The following is a 16217-nucleotide window of genomic DNA, read 5'->3' as shown; positions in this document are numbered from 1 at the left end:
CTTTCGGGGTGGTGGGGGTCACCGCGCGGCGCGGCCGCGCGGCGCGAACGGCCCCCGGGCGGGCGGCCGTTCGATACTGATATGTACCTGCCACGCGGCCCGCGAAACTACGCGCGTCACCCGTCACCCACCCGTGCGCCCCTCGTCACACAGGCCCCACCATTGGTTCTACACTTCCGTAGAAAGTGACTCTCCAGCCGATCAACGGAGTTCCTCCATGGCCCTGTGGGACCGCATCAAGGAGTCCGCGTCGACGATGCAGACTCAGCTCAACGCCAAGAAGAACGACCTCAAGAGCGGGGCGTTCCGCGACGCGAGCATGGCGATCTGCGCCCTGGTGGCCGCGGCGGACGGCTCGATCGACCCGGCCGAGCGCCGCCGCGTGGCCCAGTTGATCGCGAGCAACGAGGTGCTGCAGAACTTCGACGCGGCGGATCTGCAACAGCGCTTCGAGAGTTGCGTCGACAAGCTCACCGCGGACTTCGACTTCGGTAAGGTCAGCCTCCTGCAGGAGGTCGCCAAGGCCAAGAAGAAGCCGGCGGAGGCACGGGCCGTCATCCAGATCGGCATCGTGATCGGCGGCGCGGACGGGAACTTCGACGAGCAGGAGCGTGGCGTGGTCCGTGAGGCCTGCTTCGCGCTCGGGTTGCCGCCCGCGGAGTTCGACCTCTGAGCGACCCGCTCGAGGACAATTTCGACACTGCTGTAGATTTCATAACGAGAGCCCGAGCGGGCACCTGTGTTACGACCCCATACGCATCGAGGAGGAGAGCGTGGGAGTATCCCTTTCCAAGGGCGGCAATGTCTCGCTGACCAAGGAGGCACCGGGTCTGACCGCGGTGGTGGTCGGGCTCGGTTGGGACGTTCGTACGACGACGGGCGCCGACTACGACCTGGACGCCAGCGCGCTGCTGTGCACCGCGGCCGGCAAGGTCGTCTCCGACCAGCACTTCGTCTTCTACAACAACCTGACCAGCCCCGACGGCTCCGTGGAGCACACCGGCGACAACCTCACCGGTGAGGGCGAGGGCGACGACGAGGCGATCAAGGTGAACCTGGCCACCGTGCCGGCCGACATCACCTCGGTGGTCTTCCCCGTCTCCATCCACGACGCGGTGGCGCGCGGGCAGAGCTTCGGCCAGATCCGCAACGCCTTCATCCGCGTGGTCAACCAGGCCGACAACGCGGAGATCGCCCGCTACGACCTCAGCGAGGACGCGGCCACCGAGACGGCGATGATCTTCGGCGAGCTCTACCGGCACGGCACCGAGTGGAAGTTCCGCGCCGTGGGCCAGGGGTACGCCTCGGGCCTGGCCGGGATCGCCTCCGACTACGGCGTCAACGTCTGAGCACCGAGCACGACCGCTGACGACCGGGGCGCCGGGCCGGCTGACGTACGGCACCACCCGGTAGTCGGTCCGCCACTCGTCCCGGGTCACGTGGCAACGGCCGTAGCCGCGCTGCCCGTTGTGGAAGCGCATGTGCGGGTTCTCGGCGAGCCAGCGGCGGCCCCACTCGTCGTGGTCGGCGCCGTCGCCGCTGGACGTGACGGAGGTGGCCATGAACTCGGCGCCCACGGTGGCGGAGTCCGGGTCGTCGAAGTCGGCCCTGAGGTCGCCGGCCAGGTTGCGGTGCGCGTCGCCCGTCAACACCACGAAGTTGTCGACGCCGTTCCGCAGCACGTCGCCGAACAGCCGGTCCCTGGCCGCCACATAGCCGTCCCAGGTGTCCATGCCGAAGTCGCGTTCCGGGCCGGCCGCGGCGTCCGCCTGCATCATCAGCACCTGGTTGGCCAGCACGTCCCAGACCGCGCCCGAGTCGCGCAGCCCCTCGGCCAGCCAGTGCTCCTGCTCCGTGCCGAGCATGGTCCGGTCCGTGGCGCGGCGCTCGGCGCAGTCGTGGTCCCGGCCGGGGCCGTAGCAGACCTGGTCGTCCCGGTACTGCCGGCCGTCGAGCACGTTGAAACGGGCCAGGTCGCCGTAGTCGAAGCGGCGGTACAGCGACATGCGCGGGCCCGAGGGCAGCGCGCTCCGCCGCAGCGGCAGGTGCTCGTAGTACGCCTGGAAGGCCGCGGCCCGCTGCGCGAGGAAGTCGTCGCCGGTCTCGCCCTCGCCGCCGACGTCGCCGGCCCAGTCGTTGTCGACCTCGTGGTCGTCCAGGGTGACGATCCAGGGCGCGGCGGCGTGCGCGGCCCGCAGGTCGGGGTCGGTCTTGTACTGGCCGTGGCGGACCCGGTAGTCGGCGAGCGAGTAGGGCTCGCCGACGGGCAGGTGGTCGCGGCCGATCCCGCTCGGCTCGCTGATCTCGTAGAGGTAGTCGCCGAGGTGCAGCACCACGTCCAGGTCCTCGTCGGCCAGGTGCCGCAGCGCCGTGAAGTGGCCCTCGAAGTAGTTCTGGCAGCTGAGGTAGCCGAAGGTGAGCGAGTTCAGGGCGGTGTCGGCGGCCGGCGCCGTCCTGGTGCGGCCGGTCCCGCTCAGCTGCCGGGCGGCCCGGAAGCGGTACCAGTACTCGCGGTCGGGGCGCAGGCCGCGCACGTCCACGTGCACGGAGTGCCCCAACTCGGGCGTGGCCCGGGCGACGCCGGAGCGCACGACGTGGCGGAAGCCGGGGTCGGCGGCGACCTGCCAGTCCACCGGCACGGCCACCTCGGGCATGCCGCCGCGCCCGTCGGGCGCCAGCGGGTCGGGGGCCAGCCTGGTCCACAGCACCACGCCGTCGGGCAGCGGGTCGCCGGAGGCGACGCCGAGCGGGAAGGGGTACCCGGTGAGTCGTGGGGACTCCCTGACGGTCGCGGCCGTGGCGCCGGAGAGCGGCAGGGCGGCGGCCAGGGCCGTGCCGCCCGCCATGGCGAGCAGGCGGCGGCGATCCAGTGGGGGGCGGGACAAGGTGACTCCAATATCGGTCTCCGACGACGGGCGCCGGAACGCTTCCACCGGCTCGCGATGCAAGCAGCCGGTTCCGTCGCGCCGGAGATCGGTGGGTGAACAGTCGACGCCTTTGCGCGTCGCCCGGGCGAACGGAACATTCCGCCCCGATTCGGTCACCGCTCGGCCGGGTGGCCAACTGCCGCGGGGGGCACGCCACATGGCGCCGTAAGGTCGCGGTTCACCCGCGTTAAGGGACCGGTATCGCTCGGCTGTCACCGTCTCACCCGGAAGCGTGACTCTCCCCACTCCGGAAGGGACGCCATGTCCGCCATGCCCACCATCCCCGGACCAGGCACCGGTCGTCGCCGCTTTCTCACCGCCGCCGCCACGGCCCTCGGCAGCACGGCGCTCGGGCAACTGGCGGGTGCCGGGCCCGCCGGCGCCGTCGAGGAGACCGCCAGAACCGCTCCGGCGCCGGACCGGACGGCGGCCGCGCCCGCCGAGCCCCCGGTGCCCGACGGGGCGTTCTCGCTCGGGGTGGCCTCCGGCGACCCCCTCCCGGACGGCGTGGTGCTGTGGACCAGGCTCGCGCCCGACCTGCTGAACGGCGGCGGCATGCCCGACACGGCGTTCACCGTGCACTGGCAGATCGCCGAGGACGCCAGGTTCCGCCGGGTCGTCGGGTGGGGCACCGTCCTGGCCGAGCCGGCGCTCGGGCACAGCGTGCACGTCGACGTCCGGGGCCTGCGCCCGCACCGCGACCACTGGTACCGGTTCCGGGTGGGCCGCCAGCTCTCCCCCGTCGGCCGCACCCGCACCGCGCCACCGGCCCACGCCGAGGGACGGCTGCGGCTGGCGCTCGCCTCCTGCCAGAACTGGCAGCACGGCTGGTTCACCCCGTACGCCGACATGGCCGACCAGGACGTGGACGCGGTGCTGTTCGTCGGCGACTACATCTACGAGAGCGCCCCGTCGGCCACCGCCGTGCGTCGCCACGAGGGCGCGGGCGAGCCGTACTCGCTGGTCCAGTACCGCAACCGGTACGCCCAGTACCGCAGCGACCCCGACCTGCTGCGGATGCACGCCGAGGCGCCCTGGATCGTCACCTTCGACGACCACGAGGTGGACAACGACTTCGCGGGCGAGATCCCGCAGGACCCGGACCGGCAGCCGCGCGACGCGTTCGTCGCCCGGCTCACCGCCGCCTACCAGGCGTTCTACGAGCACATGCCGGTGCGCGCCACCGCCGTGCCCTCGGGGCCGCACATCAGGGCGCACCGCCGCCTCGACTTCGGGCGGCTCGCCAGGCTCCAGGTGCTCGACACCCGGCAGTACCGCAGCGACCAGGCCACCAGCCAGGAAGGCGCCAGGAGCCCGTTGCTGACCATGCTGGGCGCCGAGCAGAAGCGCTGGATGCTCGAAGGGCTGCGCCGCTCCCCCGCCCGCTGGAACCTGATCGGCTCGCAGATCATGATGGCCGAGACCGACCTGCTGGTCGGCGAGGGCAAGCAGTGGTTCTACGACGCCTGGGACGGCTACCAGGTGGAACGCGACGAGCTGCTCGGCGAGTTCGCCGCCGTCCGCAACCCGGTGGTGCTCTCCGGGGACCGCCACCTGACGATGGTCAGCGACCTGCGGCGGGACTTCGGTGACCCGTCGTCCCAGGTGGTCGGCGCCGAGTTCGTCGGCACGTCGATCAGCGCCAACGGCGACCAGGACCAGGAGGCGTTCCGCGCCGAGTGGGATCCTCGGCGGCCCGACAACCCGCACTGGAAGCTGCTCGACGCGCACCGCGGCTACCACCTGTTCGACATCCACCGGAACGGGATCGACGCCCAGGTGCGGACCGTGGACACCGTCCGGCAGCCGCGGGCCACGGCCGGCACGCTGGCCCGGCTCCGGGTCGAGAACGGGCGGCCCGGCGTCGAGCCGGCGTAGCGCGGCCGGGCGGCAACCTTCGGCGGGCCCGCGACCACTTCAGCGGTGACAGCTTCCCCACCGGTGAGGAGTGCCACCGTGAGCCCTGTGCGCCGTTTACCGTCCCGCGTCCTGGCGGCGGCCCTGGTGGCCGCCGCCATGCTGCTGCTGACGCCCGGCAGCGCCGTCGCCTACCCCAACCCCGGGCTGGTGACGGGCGCGGTCGGCATCCACGACCCGTCGATGATCAGAACCAGCTCGGGCTATGTGCTCTACGGCTCCAACAACCGGCTGGACGCCCGCAGTTCGTCGGACCGGATCGCGTTCGCCAACGCGGGCTCGGCCTTCAACTCCCCGCTGTCCTGGTGGTCGACCTACTCGCCGGAGCAGAGCCCCTGGGCACCCGACATCTCGTACCACAACGGAACCTACTGGCTGTACTACGCGGTCTCCAGCTTCGGCTCCAGCCACTCCGCGATCGGCCTGGCCACCTCCAGCACCGGCCGCCCCGGCAGCTTCACCGACCGCGGCATCGTCTACTCGACCACCAGCGGCTCCAACCACAACGCCATCGACCCCAACCTGCTGGTCGACGACAACGGCACCTGGTGGCTGACGTTCGGCTCCTGGTGGACGGGGATCAAGCAGATCCAGCTCAACCCGGCCACCGGCCTGCGGCACGCCACCAACCGCACCGTGTACAACCTGGCCTCCCAGGGCGGCGGCATCGAGGGTCCGTCGCTGGTGAAGCGCAACGGCTACTACTACCTCTTCAACTCCTACGGCACCTGCTGCGCCGGCACCAGCAGCACCTACCACATCAAGGTGGGCCGCTCCACCAGCCCCAACGGCCCGTTCGTGGACCGCAACGGCGTCAACCTGATGAACGGCGGCGGCACCCTGGTCCGCGAGACGCAGGGCCGGTACGTCGGCCCCGGCGGCCAGTCGGTGCTGAACGACGTCGACGGCGACCTGCTCGTCTACCACTACTACGACGGCCAGGACAACGGCGCGCCCAAGCTGGGCGTGAACCTCATCAACTGGAGCAGCGGCTGGCCCGTCCTCTACTGACGACCCGCGGTCCCCACGGTCCTGTTGGTCGCTGTTCGCCGAGAGTTCCGCCCGCGTGTCTCCGCCGTGGACGCCCCCGGACCATGCTGCGGTCTGGTGAGACAGCAGAACGACAGGAGAACACACATGTCGGTGCCCTCGATGCGACCGTCCAGGAGAACGATGTTGCGCGGCGGCGTCGCCGCCTCGGCCGGCCTCGCCCTCACGGGCCTGGCCGGCACCGCCCCGGCGCTGGCGCGCTCCGGCCGCCCGACCGCCGGCTGGGGCGTGCAGGTCGGCGACGTCACCAGCTCCTCGGGTCTCGTCTGGGTGCGGTCCGACCGGCCGGCCCGGATGATCGTGGAGACCTCGGCGACCGAGTCGTTCCGCCGCGTCGAGCGCTGGCGCGGCCCGCTGCTCGGCCCCGGCACCGACTTCACCGGCACCACCCCGCTGCGCGGCCTGCCGGACGGCCAGCAGGTGCACTACCGGGTGCTGCTCGAGGACCCGGACGACCCGCGCCGCGCCGGCGAGCCGGTCACCGGCACCTTCCGCACCGCGCCGGCCCACCGCCGGGACGGGGTCGGCTTCGTCTGGTCGGGCGACCTGGCCGGCCAGGGCTGGGGCATCAACCAGGAGCTCGGCGGCTACCGGCTCTTCGAGGAGATGCGCCGCCTCGACCCGGACTTCTTCCTCTTCAGCGGCGACACCATCTACGCCGACGGGCCGCTCACCGAGAGCGTGACGCTGCCCGACGGCCGGGTGTGGCGGAACGTCACCCGCCCCGAGAAGGCCAAGGTCGCCGAGACCCTCGCCGAGTACCGGGGCAACTTCCGCTACAACCTGGAGGACGCCAACCTGCGGCGCTTCAACGCCCAGGTTCCGGCGATCGTCCAGTGGGACGACCACGAGGTCACCAACAACTGGTACCCGGGCGAACTGCTGGTCGACGACCGCTACACCGAGAAGTCCGTCGACGTGCTGGCGTCCCGGGCCCGGCGGGCGTTCGCCGAGTACTACCCGATCCCCACGCTCAGCCCCGCCCGCGACGGCCGGGTGCACCGGGTGGTGCGCTACGGGCCGCTGCTCGACGTGTTCGTGCTCGACATGCGCACCCACCGGAACCGCAACTCCACCAACGACCAGACCCGCGACGAGCAGGGCATCCTCGGCGCCGAGCAGCTGCGCTGGCTCAGGACCGAGCTGTCCCGCTCCCGGGCGGTGTGGAAGGTGATCGCGGCCGACATGCCGATCGGGCTCGTCGTACCGGACGGCGCCACCGACTTCGAGGCCATCGCCAACGCCGACCCGGGCGCGCCGCTCGGCCGGGAGCTCCAGATCGCCGAGCTGCTGCGCTTCGTCAAGCACCGCCGGATCACCGGCACGGTGTGGCTGACCGCCGACGTGCACCACACCTCGGCCCAGCACTACCAGCCGTCCCGGGCGGCGTTCGGCGACTTCGAGCCCTTCTGGGAGTTCGTCACGGGCCCGATCAACGCCGGCGCCTTCCCCGCCAGCGCGCTGGACGGGACGTTCGGCCCCGAGCGGGTCTTCGTCAAGGCGCCGGAGCGCGCCAACGTGTCCCCGGCCGAGGGCTACCAGTTCTACGGCGAGGTGGACATCGACGGCGGGAGCGGCGAGCTCACGGTGCGGCTGCGTGAGCTGGGCGGCGCCGTGCTCTACACCAAGGTGCTCCAGCCGGGCCGCGTCGGCCAGTAGTCGGGGCGGGTGGGGGCGCCGGTCACGGCGCCCCCACTCACACCACCTTCCAGCGGACCAGGGCGCCGAGCACCAGCGCGCCGGGCAGCAGCGGCAGCCAGACCGTGATCACCCGGTAGACCAGCACCGCGGCGGTGGCGGCGCCCACGGTGGCGCCCGTGGCCACCAGCGCCACCACCAGGGCCGCGTCGACCGAGCCGATGCCGCCAGGCGAGGGCACCATGGCCGCCACCACCGAGCCGGCCATGTAGGCGAGCACCACGTGGCCGACCGGCACCGTCATCCCGAGCGCGAGGGCGACCGTCACCAGGCCGGCCGCCTGGAGCAGCGGGAAGGCGAAGGAGCCGCCCCACAGCGCGAGCACCCGGGACGGCCTGGTGTGCAGCGAGCGGACGTCGGTGAGCGCGGTCCGCACGAAGGTGAGCGTGGCGCGCCGCACCCGCCCCACGCAGGCGAGCGCGGCGGCGATCACGACGAGCACGGTGACCGAGACGGTGGCGACCAGCGACAGGCCGATCCGTTCCGGCAGCAGGGTCTCCAGGCGGAGCGCCCGCGGGAAGGCCAGCAGCAGCCCGAGCAGCAGGACGACCCGGGCGACGCCCTCGGCCAGGTAGTAGAGGGCCAGCGCGGCCGAGTAGCGGGCCGGCGGCAGGCCGCAGCGGGCCATGAAGCGGATGTTGACGGCACCGGCGCCGATGCCGGAGGGCAGCAGGTGGTTGGCCGCCCCGGCGGCGAACTGGGTGACCAACAGCCGCCCGGCGGGCAGGCGTTCGAGCACCGTGCCCTGGCGGGCGAAGGAGACGGCGACCCAGCCGAGCAGGGTGCTGACCACCGCGGCCAGCATCCAGTAGCCGTTCCCGTCGAGCGCCTGCCTGACGCCCGAGGTCAGGTGCGCGTGGTGGTACACCAGCCAGACGGCCACGGCGGCGATCGGCAGCAGCATGAGGATCCGGCGCAGCACGCGACGAGCATGGCGGCGCGACGTGTCGCGGGGTGATCCGGGCGATGACGGGGAGACGTCGGGAGCACACCACGCCCCGCTCGGGCGGGGGGTCAGACCGGGAATACCACTGCCTCCTCGCCGTCCGGATCGCCCGGCCCCCGGTCACCGCGGCCCGCCGCGAAGTCACGGGCCGCCTCCTCCATGGTGACGTCCTCGCGACGCCGCTCGGAGAGCAGCAGCCGGTGTTCGAGCAGCTCGTGGTAGATCTGCGCGATGTCGACGCCGTCCCGGAGCTCGCGCGGCATGGCGCGGACCGCGGGCCGGAACACGTCGCGCACCCAGCGGTGGGCCAGCACCTCGGGGCGGGCGCCGAGCGGGTCGCCGGGCGCGTAGTCGTCCTGGGTGGCCATCCAGGTCTCCAGGTCCCGCAGCAGGCTGCGGGCCTGGTTCTCCTCGGCGTCGAGGCCGGTGAGCCGGATCAGCTGGCGCTGGTGGTGGCCGGCGTCGACGACCTTGGGCAGGAAGGTGACCGCGTCGCCGTCCGGGGAGCGCTTGATCTGCATCTCGGCGACGTCGAAGCCCAGGTCGTTGAGCCGCCTTATCCGCCGGTCGATGTGGTGGCGCTTGTCCCTGGGGTAGACGGAGGTGCGGGTCAGCTCGTGCCACAGCTCGCCGTAGCGCTCGCAGATCTCGTCGCCGAACGGCACCGGGTCGACGGAGGGGTGCAGGGAGCCGCCGGCCTCCAGGTCCATCAGCTCGCCGGCGATGTTGACCCGGGCCACCTCCAGGTCGTACTCGCGCTGGCCCCGGGAGAGCTGGGGCTGGATCTGGCCGGTCTCGGCGTCGACCAGGTAGGCGGCGTAGGCGCCGGCGTCGCGGCGGAAGAGGGTGTTGGAGAGCGAGCAGTCGCCCCAGGCGAAGCCGTTGAGGTGCAGCCGGACCAGCAGCACGGCCAGCGCGTCCAGCAGCCGCTTGATGGTGGTGGGACGCATGGTCGTCTCGAACATGGACCGGTAGGGCAGCGACCCCTTGAGCTGCCGGGTGATCAGCACGGGTTCGAGCGGCTCGCCGTCGGCGTCGTACCGGCCGGTGACGACGGCCACCGGGTCGACGGCCGGGATGGCCAGCCGGTCGAGGTCGCGCAGCAGCCCGTACTCGCGGACCGCCGCCCACTCGCCGACCTCCTTGACCGCGACCACCTCGCCACCGGCCCGCGCGAACCGCACCACGTGCCGGGAGATGCCGCGCGGCAGCGAGACGAGGTGCTTCTCCGGCCAGTCGGTCAGCGGCACGTCCCAGGGCAGGTCGAGAAGCGTGATCGGGTGCTCGGGGTCGGTGGCGGTGATCTGCAGGTCCATGACCCCAGTCTGCGCCACGGGTGCCGGCGGTTTGCCGCTATGTCGACGTAAAGTTTCCCGGCCGGCGCGGGGCCGCCACGCGGCAGGCGCTGCCGGTCAGCCGCGCCGCGCGGCGCCTACCGGCCACACCACGTCCACCGGGATGCCGGCCGCACGGGCCTCGGCGACCACGTCGGCGGTCTCCTCGGCCCGCATGCCCTCGTCTGTTCAGCGCGGGGCCGCGGCCCGCGTCGGCCGCACCATGGCCGTGAGGACGGGCCCGTCCGGTGAGGGCTGCTGGGAACTGATCTCGGTGTACCCCCACGACTCGTAGAGGGCCTTGACCTTGCCGTTCCCAGCCAGGGGATTGACCAGGAGCGTGACCTGTTCCTCCGGCCTGCCTTCGAGGAGCGCGTCATGAATGCGCCGAGCAATGCCCAGGCCACGCCAGGGAGCCCGCAGCATGATCTCCTTGAACGCCATCGTGGACTTGTCAGCGCAGCCACTCGGCACCGGAGTCGCCATCCGACGCCACCAGCGATCGTCTGGCTCGATGGCATTGCCGTAGGCGTATCCGACTGGTTCGTCGCCGTCGAACGCGATCAGCGCCTCCCACCCTGGTTCGGACGCGTGTCGCGCGAGCCGTTCGCCGAATCTCTCCACGGAGTAGTGCGGCAGATGGAGTTTGTCAGCTCGCACCTCGGCATACACCTCGATGAGGACGGTCCAGACAGCGTCGATGTCGGAAGTGCAGCGAAGTTCGACAGTGGTGGCCACGATGATTCCCTTCACGTCTCTCGGAAGTACTGATTCCAGATGCGGGCTGCCTGGCTTGAGGGAGCGGCGACGCGCAGGCCCGTGTCGAACTCGTCCAGCATGCTGGTGATTCGGGGATGCTGGCCCGATGGCTCGTTGGGGATGGACATGGCGGTTGCTACGGCCCTCTCAACCTCGCCTTGTCCGAGTTGCGCCTGCGCGAGACGTGTTGTGGTGATAGCCCGCGAGCGCTGCATCGCCGGCTTCAAGAGGGCCAGGCTGCGATGCGCGTGTGCTTCGGCGTCTTCGTAGCTTCCCAACGCCAGATGCGCTGCCACCGCGAGGCTTTCCAACTCGGCTTGGTCGTAGAAGGCGTTCATCCAGACCGGCCGGGACTCGCCGGAATCGGCCCGTTGCAGCGCGTCCTGGGCGTTGCCCAGGAGTTGCCGCACGGCTCGGGAGTCGCCCCTGAGCCCATGAATGGCCGCGTGCCGGGCATGTCCCAGAGAGGCGAACATGGGATCTCGCCGCGTGAGAGTGGCGCGACGGGCCACGTCGTTCGCCGCCAACGCGTCTGCGGGGCGCCCAAGATGACGGTACAGACTTCCGGCGTGAGACCAGATCCGGAACTGGATCGTCGGCTCGCCCGACAGGGCCGCGAGACTCGCGGCACGAGCGAAGTGCCGTTGCGCCGCGTCGAAACGCCGCCCGTCGATCGCGGCCCACATGGCACTCGACGTGAAGGAGGCCGCGCAGGCGTACAGGGCCGCGCGAACGCGCTGGCTCGCGTTGCCGCGTTCCTGAAGCGTGAGGGCTTCTCCCGCCAGAGCCGCAGCCTGGGCTTCGATGGTCAGCTTGCCGCCATAACGATGATCGCTGGCGACGATGGCAGCGAACTTGGACAACAGCCGCTGCACGTCACCCGAGCCCACGCGTGGGCGGGCGGAATGGGTTGCACCTGCGGCATGAGCCATGGCCATGTGAGCGGATGTGCTGATGAAGCGGCGGCGAAGCACTGATGCCTCCGGTGGTGCCGGGCGCGAGACTTCGCGTCTGGGAGCGAAGCCCAACTCGGTAACTGGGCAATTGAATACTGCCTCCAACGCGACCCGTTGCCTTCGATGCGGCCAACGTGTCCTACCCGTCAACCAATTGCGCACGGTGCGGTCACCGACCGTCCCCAGATGCCCGTCCGCCTGCAGGATGGCGTTCACCGCCTCGGCCAGTTCTGTCTGCGTGAAGCCAGCTTCCGCCATACGCGCTTTGAGGGTGCTGTTACCGGCCACGCACTCAAGGTAGTCGCAGAGCCCCTGAGGGCCGAACGTGCGCGGCGGAAATTTCCGGTTCGAGGTCCTGCGCGCAGCGTCGATTGTTCCTGACATTCCGTAGCGGCCGGTCGTTCACTGGCACAGGAACCCGTCGTCACACCAGAGCCTCGGAGGTGCCATGCAGGCCGCCGCGGGAGTCGCCAGGGAACAGCACGTGTACGGATGGTCGTTGGTGGCCCGTGCCCAGGAGATAGAGCTGTGGCGACGGGCGGTGGCCGACGTGTTCCGTGGGTGGGACGCCTCGCCGGCGGCCATCGAGGTGGCGCGGCTCGGGGTCTCGGAGCTGCTGTCGAACATCATCCGCCATGTGGAGTGCCCACAGTGCTATCTGCGGATCGTCCGCGTCGGCGGAGAGGCCGTGGTTCAGGTCTTCGACCGGTCATCGGAATTTCCGGTCGTCGGCAGGCCGCAGGCGGACGCCGACTCCGGCCGAGGGCTGTGGCTGCTGCGCGAGATGGCCGATCGGTTCGGGTGGGAGGCCACCCATCCGCGCGTCGGCAAGATCGTCTGGTTCGCCTGCCGGCTGCGGGAGGCGTCGCGATGACGCGCTTTCTCTGGCTGGACCTCACGCGGAAGTGCCAGCTCAGCTGCGTGCACTGCTACAACGCCTCGGGACCGGACGGCACCCACGGCGTCATGGGCCGCTCGGACTGGATCGACGTGCTGGACCAGGCCGCCGACTGCGACGTACGACACGTCCAACTCATCGGCGGGGAGCCCACCCTGCACCCACACGCGGCAGAGCTGGTGAACCACGCCCTGGCCGCCGGACTGGCCGTGGAGGTGTACAGCAACCTGGTGCACATCACCGACGCGTGGTGGCGGCTGCTCCAGCGCCCCGGCGTCTCGCTCGCGACCTCGTACTACTCCGACCAAGCCGCCGAACACAACGCGATGACCCGCCGACCGAGCCACGCACGAACCCGGGCGAACATCGAGAAGGCGGTCCATCTGGGCATCCCATTGAGGGTCGGCATCATCGCGACCGACGAGGACCAGCGAGTAGGCGAGGCGCGGTCGGAGCTACAGAACATCGGGGTGACGACGATCGGGGTGGATCACGTGCGCCCCTTCGGGCGCGGAGCCGGGGAACGGGCGCCGGACCCAAGCGGGCTCTGCGGTCGGTGCGGGGACGGCAGAGCCGCCATCGGCCCGGACGGCGAGGTCTCACCCTGCGTCTTCTCCGACTGGCTGACGGTGGGAAACGTCAAGGCCGCCCCGCTGGCGGCCATCCTCGACGGCGCACTCATGACCGATGCCACCGCCACCATCCGCAGGGCGGTTCGGCCCGAGAAGTGCGCCCCGGATCAGCGCTGCTATCCCGATCAAACGCCCTGCTACCCTGCCCAGACGCCCTGCGCCCCGAAGGGGGATTTCCCCGTTCCCTGCCCGCCTGATCAGGGGGAATGCAGGCCCGGTTATCCCAGTGATCCGTGCGGCCCATTCCGGTGAGAGATCTCATGACAGACGGCATGCCCCCCGGGGTCGAATCGTTGATTCACCCGCACACCGGACGCGTGAACGAGTTCCGGCCCATCGGGGATGGAAAGGAGCCGGGCCTCACGGCGGTCCTGGAATGCGCGAAGGGGCCAGTCTTCGTCAAGGCGGAGCCGAACCACGGCTGGCGGCGGGAATCCATCCTGCGCGAGAAGCTGGTCACGCCACTCGCGGGACCGTTGTCCGCCCGACTGCTCTGGGACGCGGAGGACGGGGAATGGATCGCCCTCGGCTTCGATGTGCTGCACGGGCGGCCGGCGGACTTCGCGCCCGGCTCGGCGGATCTGCCCGTGGTCCGCGAACTCGTGGACGAGATCGGAACAGTGAGGCCCCCGCAAGCCGCGCGCGACTGGACCGAGACCCGGTGGGACCGCTTTCTCTCCGCCCCGTCGGAGGCCGAACTCCTCCGCGGGGATGCCCTCCTGCACGCGGACCTCCATCAGGAGAACCTGATCGTGGGCGCGGACCGGGCCTGGGTGGTGGACTGGGGGTGGCCCACCCGAGGGGCCGGGTTCATCGATCCGGCACAGATCGTCGTCCAACTGGTGGCGGCCGGACACAGCCCCGCGGCCGCGGAATCGTGGGGAGCCGGCTGCGCGGCCTGGCGGGACGCGAACCCGGAGGGGATCGATGTCTTCGCCGCCGCCACGATGCGGATGTGGCAGGAGATGGCAGACCGCAGACCGGACAGGCAAGGCCGGCGGGCGGTCGCCGAGGCCGCTGAGACCTGGGCCCGACACAGAGGCGTCACGGTGGAGCCCATTCGGTAGGGGGACGCGCTATCCGCGTCCGCAGAGTCCTGGGCGGCGCGCTGCGGGGGCTTGGGCGAAGGCCGATCCGCTGGCGATCGACGCCTTCGCCGCCGCCGACGTGCGGATGTCCTGGCGGTTTGCTCTTCGCCGGCCCGAGGAGTCGTGGCTGCGGGCGCTGGCCGAGGCGGCCGAAGCCTGGGCCCGACACCGAGGCGTCACCGTGACGCCGCAGGCATCGCGGCTTGCCTGAACGTCGACGTGAAGGTTTACCGTCGGGAGGTATGCGGATCGGTGAGCTGGCGAAGCGCGCGGGGACCACGACGCGGACCCTGCGCTACTACGAGTCGCGCGGGCTGCTGCGGGCCCGGCGCGCCGCGAACGGCTACCGCAGCTACGACGAGGACGACCTGCGGCAGCTGCGGCAGATCCAGACGCTGCGGGACTTCGGCTTCGAGCTGGAGGAGACCCGGCCGTTCGTGGACTGCCTGCGGTCCGGCGAGCCGGCCGGGGACGTCTGCCCGGCCTCGCTCGCGGTCTACCGACGCAAGCTGGCTGAGCTCGACGACTACCTGGGGCAGCTGACGGCGCTGCGGGCGACGCTCGGCACCCAGCTGGCCGCCGCCGAGCTGGCGGCCGGGGCCCGGGTGCCGGGCGGCCCGGCGCCGCGCTGCGAACTGACCCACCACGACCACGACCACGACGAGGAGCACCTGTCATGACCCACACCCAGGCCGTGCCGGCCATCACGGACGAGACGTTCGACGCCGAGGTGCTCGTGGCGTCGGCCGACCTGCCGGTGCTGGTGGACTTCACCGCCGACTGGTGCCCGCCGTGCCGGATGATCGCGCCGGTGCTCGACGAGGTGGCGCGGGAGGAGGCCGGCCGGTTGCGGGTGGTCTCGATCGACGTGGACCACAACCCGGCCACCACGGCCGCCTACGGGGTGATGTCCATGCCGACGCTGATGCTGTTCCGGGGCGGCGAGCCGGTGAAGTCGCTGGTCGGCGCCCGCCCCAAGCGGCGGCTGCTGGCGGAGCTCGCGGACGAGCTCCCCGCCTAACCCAACCTGGCCGCCAGGCCGAGGCGGGTGGCCAGCGCGAAGGCGTTGTCCATCGAGCCCATGGTGGCGGCGCGCCGGCCGACCAGGTCGAAGGCGGTGCCGTGGGCCGGGGTGCAGATCGGCACCGGCAGGCCGCCGGCGATGGTGACGCCGCCGTCGAAGCCCATCAGCTTCATCGCGATCTGGCCCTGGTCGTGGTACATGGTCAGGACCCCGTCGAAGTCGCCGGCGCGCGCCCGCAGGAAGATCGTGTCGGACGGGAAGGGTCCGGTGGCGTCGACCCCGGCGGCGCGCAGGTCGTCGACGGCCGGGGCGATGATGTCGATCTCGTGCCGGCCGAAGCGGCCGCTCTCGCCCGCGTGCGGGTTGAGCGCGCAGACTCCGATCCGGGGCGCGGCGATGCCGGCGCCGCCGCGCAGCACCGAGTCGAGCAGCCGGCCGGCCGCGGCCACCCGGTCGCGGGTGACGCCGGCGTCCACCTCGGCGATGGAGACGTGCGAGGTGACGCGGGAGGTCCAGAGCCCGGGCAGCACGTTGAGCTCGGAGGTGAAGCCCTCGACGCCGAGTACCGTCTCGAACCAGCGCAGTTCGTCGCTCTCGGCGAGGCCGGCCAGGTGGAGCGAGGACTTGTTGAGCGGGGCGAAGAGGATGGCGTCCACCTCGCCCTTGGCGGCCAGGTCGAGGGCGACCCGCAGGTTGTCCATCGCCCAGCGCCCGCCGGCCTCGGTCGCCTTCCGGCGCTCGAACTCCCCGGCGGGCCGCCTGGTGGAGTTGTCGACCAGCAGCGGCCGGCCCTCGGTGGGCGTGGTGGCGTAGTCGATGGCGAGGCCCGAGTCGGCCTCGGCGAGGGCGAGTTCGGCCGGGTCGGAGATGAGCAGCAGGTCGGCGGTGGCCGTGGTCTCCGGCTGGGCGAGCAGCCGGGCGACGAGTTCGGGGCCGATGCCGGCCGGGTCGCCGAGGGTGACGGCGACGCGGGGGCGGGGCGGGGCGG

15 protein-coding genes and 1 pseudogene are annotated in these 16217 nt (G+C 71.5%); 10 read left to right on the top strand and 6 right to left on the bottom strand.

Features of this window, described 5'->3' with window-relative positions; genetic code table 11:
- The first annotated feature begins 217 nt into the window (after nt 1–217).
- Together E1283_RS14995 and E1283_RS14990 are read left to right on the top strand one after the other, a co-directional pair.
- Complete coding sequence (locus E1283_RS14995) at nt 218–673, top strand: tellurite resistance TerB family protein (RefSeq protein WP_132818524.1); 456 nt, start codon at nt 218–220, stop codon at nt 671–673.
- A 100-nt stretch (nt 674–773) separates the two neighbouring features.
- Nucleotides 774–1349: a TerD family protein gene (locus tag E1283_RS14990; protein WP_132818531.1), complete on the top strand. Its 576-nt coding sequence runs from the start codon at nt 774–776 to the stop codon at nt 1347–1349.
- On the opposite strand, the pseudogene E1283_RS14985 reads toward E1283_RS14990, so the two are convergent.
- Nucleotides 1296–2846 (bottom strand): annotated as a pseudogene (locus E1283_RS14985) (alkaline phosphatase D family protein); the annotation flags it as partial. The gene E1283_RS14990 and the pseudogene E1283_RS14985 overlap by 54 nt on opposite strands.
- A gap of 351 nt (nt 2847–3197) precedes the next feature.
- On the opposite strand from E1283_RS14985, the gene E1283_RS14980 reads away from it, so the two are divergent.
- From E1283_RS14980 to E1283_RS14970, 3 genes are all read left to right on the top strand, one after another.
- Nucleotides 3198–4805 carry an alkaline phosphatase D family protein gene (locus tag E1283_RS14980; RefSeq protein WP_132818523.1) on the top strand — a complete coding sequence of 536 codons (1608 nt, stop codon included), beginning with the start codon at nt 3198–3200 and terminating at the stop codon, nt 4803–4805.
- Nucleotides 4806–4892: 87 nt separating this feature from the next.
- Nucleotides 4893–5855 carry an arabinan endo-1,5-alpha-L-arabinosidase gene (locus tag E1283_RS14975; RefSeq protein ID WP_425086177.1) on the top strand — a complete coding sequence of 321 codons (963 nt, stop codon included), beginning with the start codon at nt 4893–4895 and terminating at the stop codon, nt 5853–5855.
- A gap of 126 nt (nt 5856–5981) precedes the next feature.
- Nucleotides 5982–7553 (top strand): alkaline phosphatase D family protein, encoded by a 1572-nt coding sequence (locus E1283_RS14970; RefSeq protein ID WP_207930406.1) that lies wholly within the window; start codon nt 5982–5984, stop codon nt 7551–7553.
- Between the two features lie 37 nt (nt 7554–7590).
- Here the strand turns inward: E1283_RS14970 and E1283_RS14965 are convergent, their stop codons facing one another.
- The 4 genes from E1283_RS14965 to E1283_RS14950 all read right to left on the bottom strand — a co-directional run bounded on the left by E1283_RS14965 (nt 7591) and on the right by E1283_RS14950 (nt 11875).
- The gene (locus E1283_RS14965) at nt 7591–8514 is read right to left on the bottom strand and encodes a lysylphosphatidylglycerol synthase transmembrane domain-containing protein (RefSeq protein WP_425086176.1); all 924 of its coding nucleotides are present in this window, start codon (nt 8512–8514) and stop codon (nt 7591–7593) included.
- Nucleotides 8515–8606: 92 nt separating this feature from the next.
- Nucleotides 8607–9854: a DUF4032 domain-containing protein gene (locus E1283_RS14960; RefSeq protein WP_132818522.1), complete on the bottom strand. Its 1248-nt coding sequence runs from the start codon at nt 9852–9854 to the stop codon at nt 8607–8609.
- A 207-nt stretch (nt 9855–10061) separates the two neighbouring features.
- The gene (locus E1283_RS14955) at nt 10062–10610 is read right to left on the bottom strand and encodes a GNAT family N-acetyltransferase (RefSeq protein ID WP_132818521.1); all 549 of its coding nucleotides are present in this window, start codon (nt 10608–10610) and stop codon (nt 10062–10064) included.
- An 11-nt stretch (nt 10611–10621) separates the two neighbouring features.
- Nucleotides 10622–11875: a helix-turn-helix domain-containing protein gene (locus tag E1283_RS14950; protein ID WP_243744850.1), complete on the bottom strand. Its 1254-nt coding sequence runs from the start codon at nt 11873–11875 to the stop codon at nt 10622–10624.
- A gap of 160 nt (nt 11876–12035) precedes the next feature.
- On the opposite strand from E1283_RS14950, the gene E1283_RS14945 reads away from it, so the two are divergent.
- The 5 genes from E1283_RS14945 to trxA all read left to right on the top strand — a co-directional run bounded on the left by E1283_RS14945 (nt 12036) and on the right by trxA (nt 15226).
- Nucleotides 12036–12461 (top strand): ATP-binding protein, encoded by a 426-nt coding sequence (locus E1283_RS14945; protein ID WP_132818520.1) that lies wholly within the window; start codon nt 12036–12038, stop codon nt 12459–12461.
- Nucleotides 12458–13369 (top strand): radical SAM/SPASM domain-containing protein, encoded by a 912-nt coding sequence (locus tag E1283_RS14940; protein WP_132818519.1) that lies wholly within the window; start codon nt 12458–12460, stop codon nt 13367–13369. Before E1283_RS14945 ends, E1283_RS14940 begins: the two co-directional genes overlap by 4 nt.
- A 65-nt stretch (nt 13370–13434) precedes the next feature.
- Nucleotides 13435–14184 carry a hypothetical protein gene (locus E1283_RS14935; protein ID WP_243744849.1) on the top strand — a complete coding sequence of 250 codons (750 nt, stop codon included), beginning with the start codon at nt 13435–13437 and terminating at the stop codon, nt 14182–14184.
- Between the two features lie 263 nt (nt 14185–14447).
- Nucleotides 14448–14885 (top strand): MerR family transcriptional regulator, encoded by a 438-nt coding sequence (locus tag E1283_RS14930; protein ID WP_132818518.1) that lies wholly within the window; start codon nt 14448–14450, stop codon nt 14883–14885.
- The gene (trxA, locus tag E1283_RS14925; protein WP_132818517.1) at nt 14882–15226 is read left to right on the top strand and encodes a thioredoxin; all 345 of its coding nucleotides are present in this window, start codon (nt 14882–14884) and stop codon (nt 15224–15226) included. The genes E1283_RS14930 and trxA overlap by 4 nt, the downstream gene beginning before the upstream one ends.
- Here the strand turns inward: trxA and E1283_RS14920 are convergent.
- Nucleotides 15223–16217 (bottom strand): 4-hydroxythreonine-4-phosphate dehydrogenase PdxA (locus tag E1283_RS14920; RefSeq protein ID WP_207930405.1); only part of this gene is annotated, 995 nt, incomplete at its 5' end. The genes trxA and E1283_RS14920 overlap by 4 nt on opposite strands.

The sequence above is a fragment of the Streptomyces hainanensis genome (assembly GCF_004348415.1).
Taxonomy (GTDB): domain Bacteria; phylum Actinomycetota; class Actinomycetes; order Streptomycetales; family Streptomycetaceae; genus Streptomyces; species Streptomyces hainanensis.
This window is presented reverse-complemented; position numbering and strand designations above follow the sequence as displayed.

Coding starts and splice junctions, on each gene's coding strand:
- E1283_RS14995 (WP_132818524.1), top strand. CDS start 218: ATGGCCCTGTGGGACCGCATCAAGGAGTCCGCGTCGACGATGCAGACT.
- E1283_RS14940 (WP_132818519.1), top strand. CDS start 12,458: ATGACGCGCTTTCTCTGGCTGGACCTCACGCGGAAGTGCCAGCTCAGC.
- E1283_RS14980 (WP_132818523.1), top strand. CDS start 3,198: ATGCCCACCATCCCCGGACCAGGCACCGGTCGTCGCCGCTTTCTCACC.
- E1283_RS14960 (WP_132818522.1), bottom strand. CDS start 9,854: ATGGACCTGCAGATCACCGCCACCGACCCCGAGCACCCGATCACGCTT.
- E1283_RS14945 (WP_132818520.1), top strand. CDS start 12,036: ATGCAGGCCGCCGCGGGAGTCGCCAGGGAACAGCACGTGTACGGATGG.
- E1283_RS14970 (WP_207930406.1), top strand. CDS start 5,982: ATGTCGGTGCCCTCGATGCGACCGTCCAGGAGAACGATGTTGCGCGGC.
- E1283_RS14930 (WP_132818518.1), top strand. CDS start 14,448: ATGCGGATCGGTGAGCTGGCGAAGCGCGCGGGGACCACGACGCGGACC.
- trxA (WP_132818517.1), top strand. CDS start 14,882: ATGACCCACACCCAGGCCGTGCCGGCCATCACGGACGAGACGTTCGAC.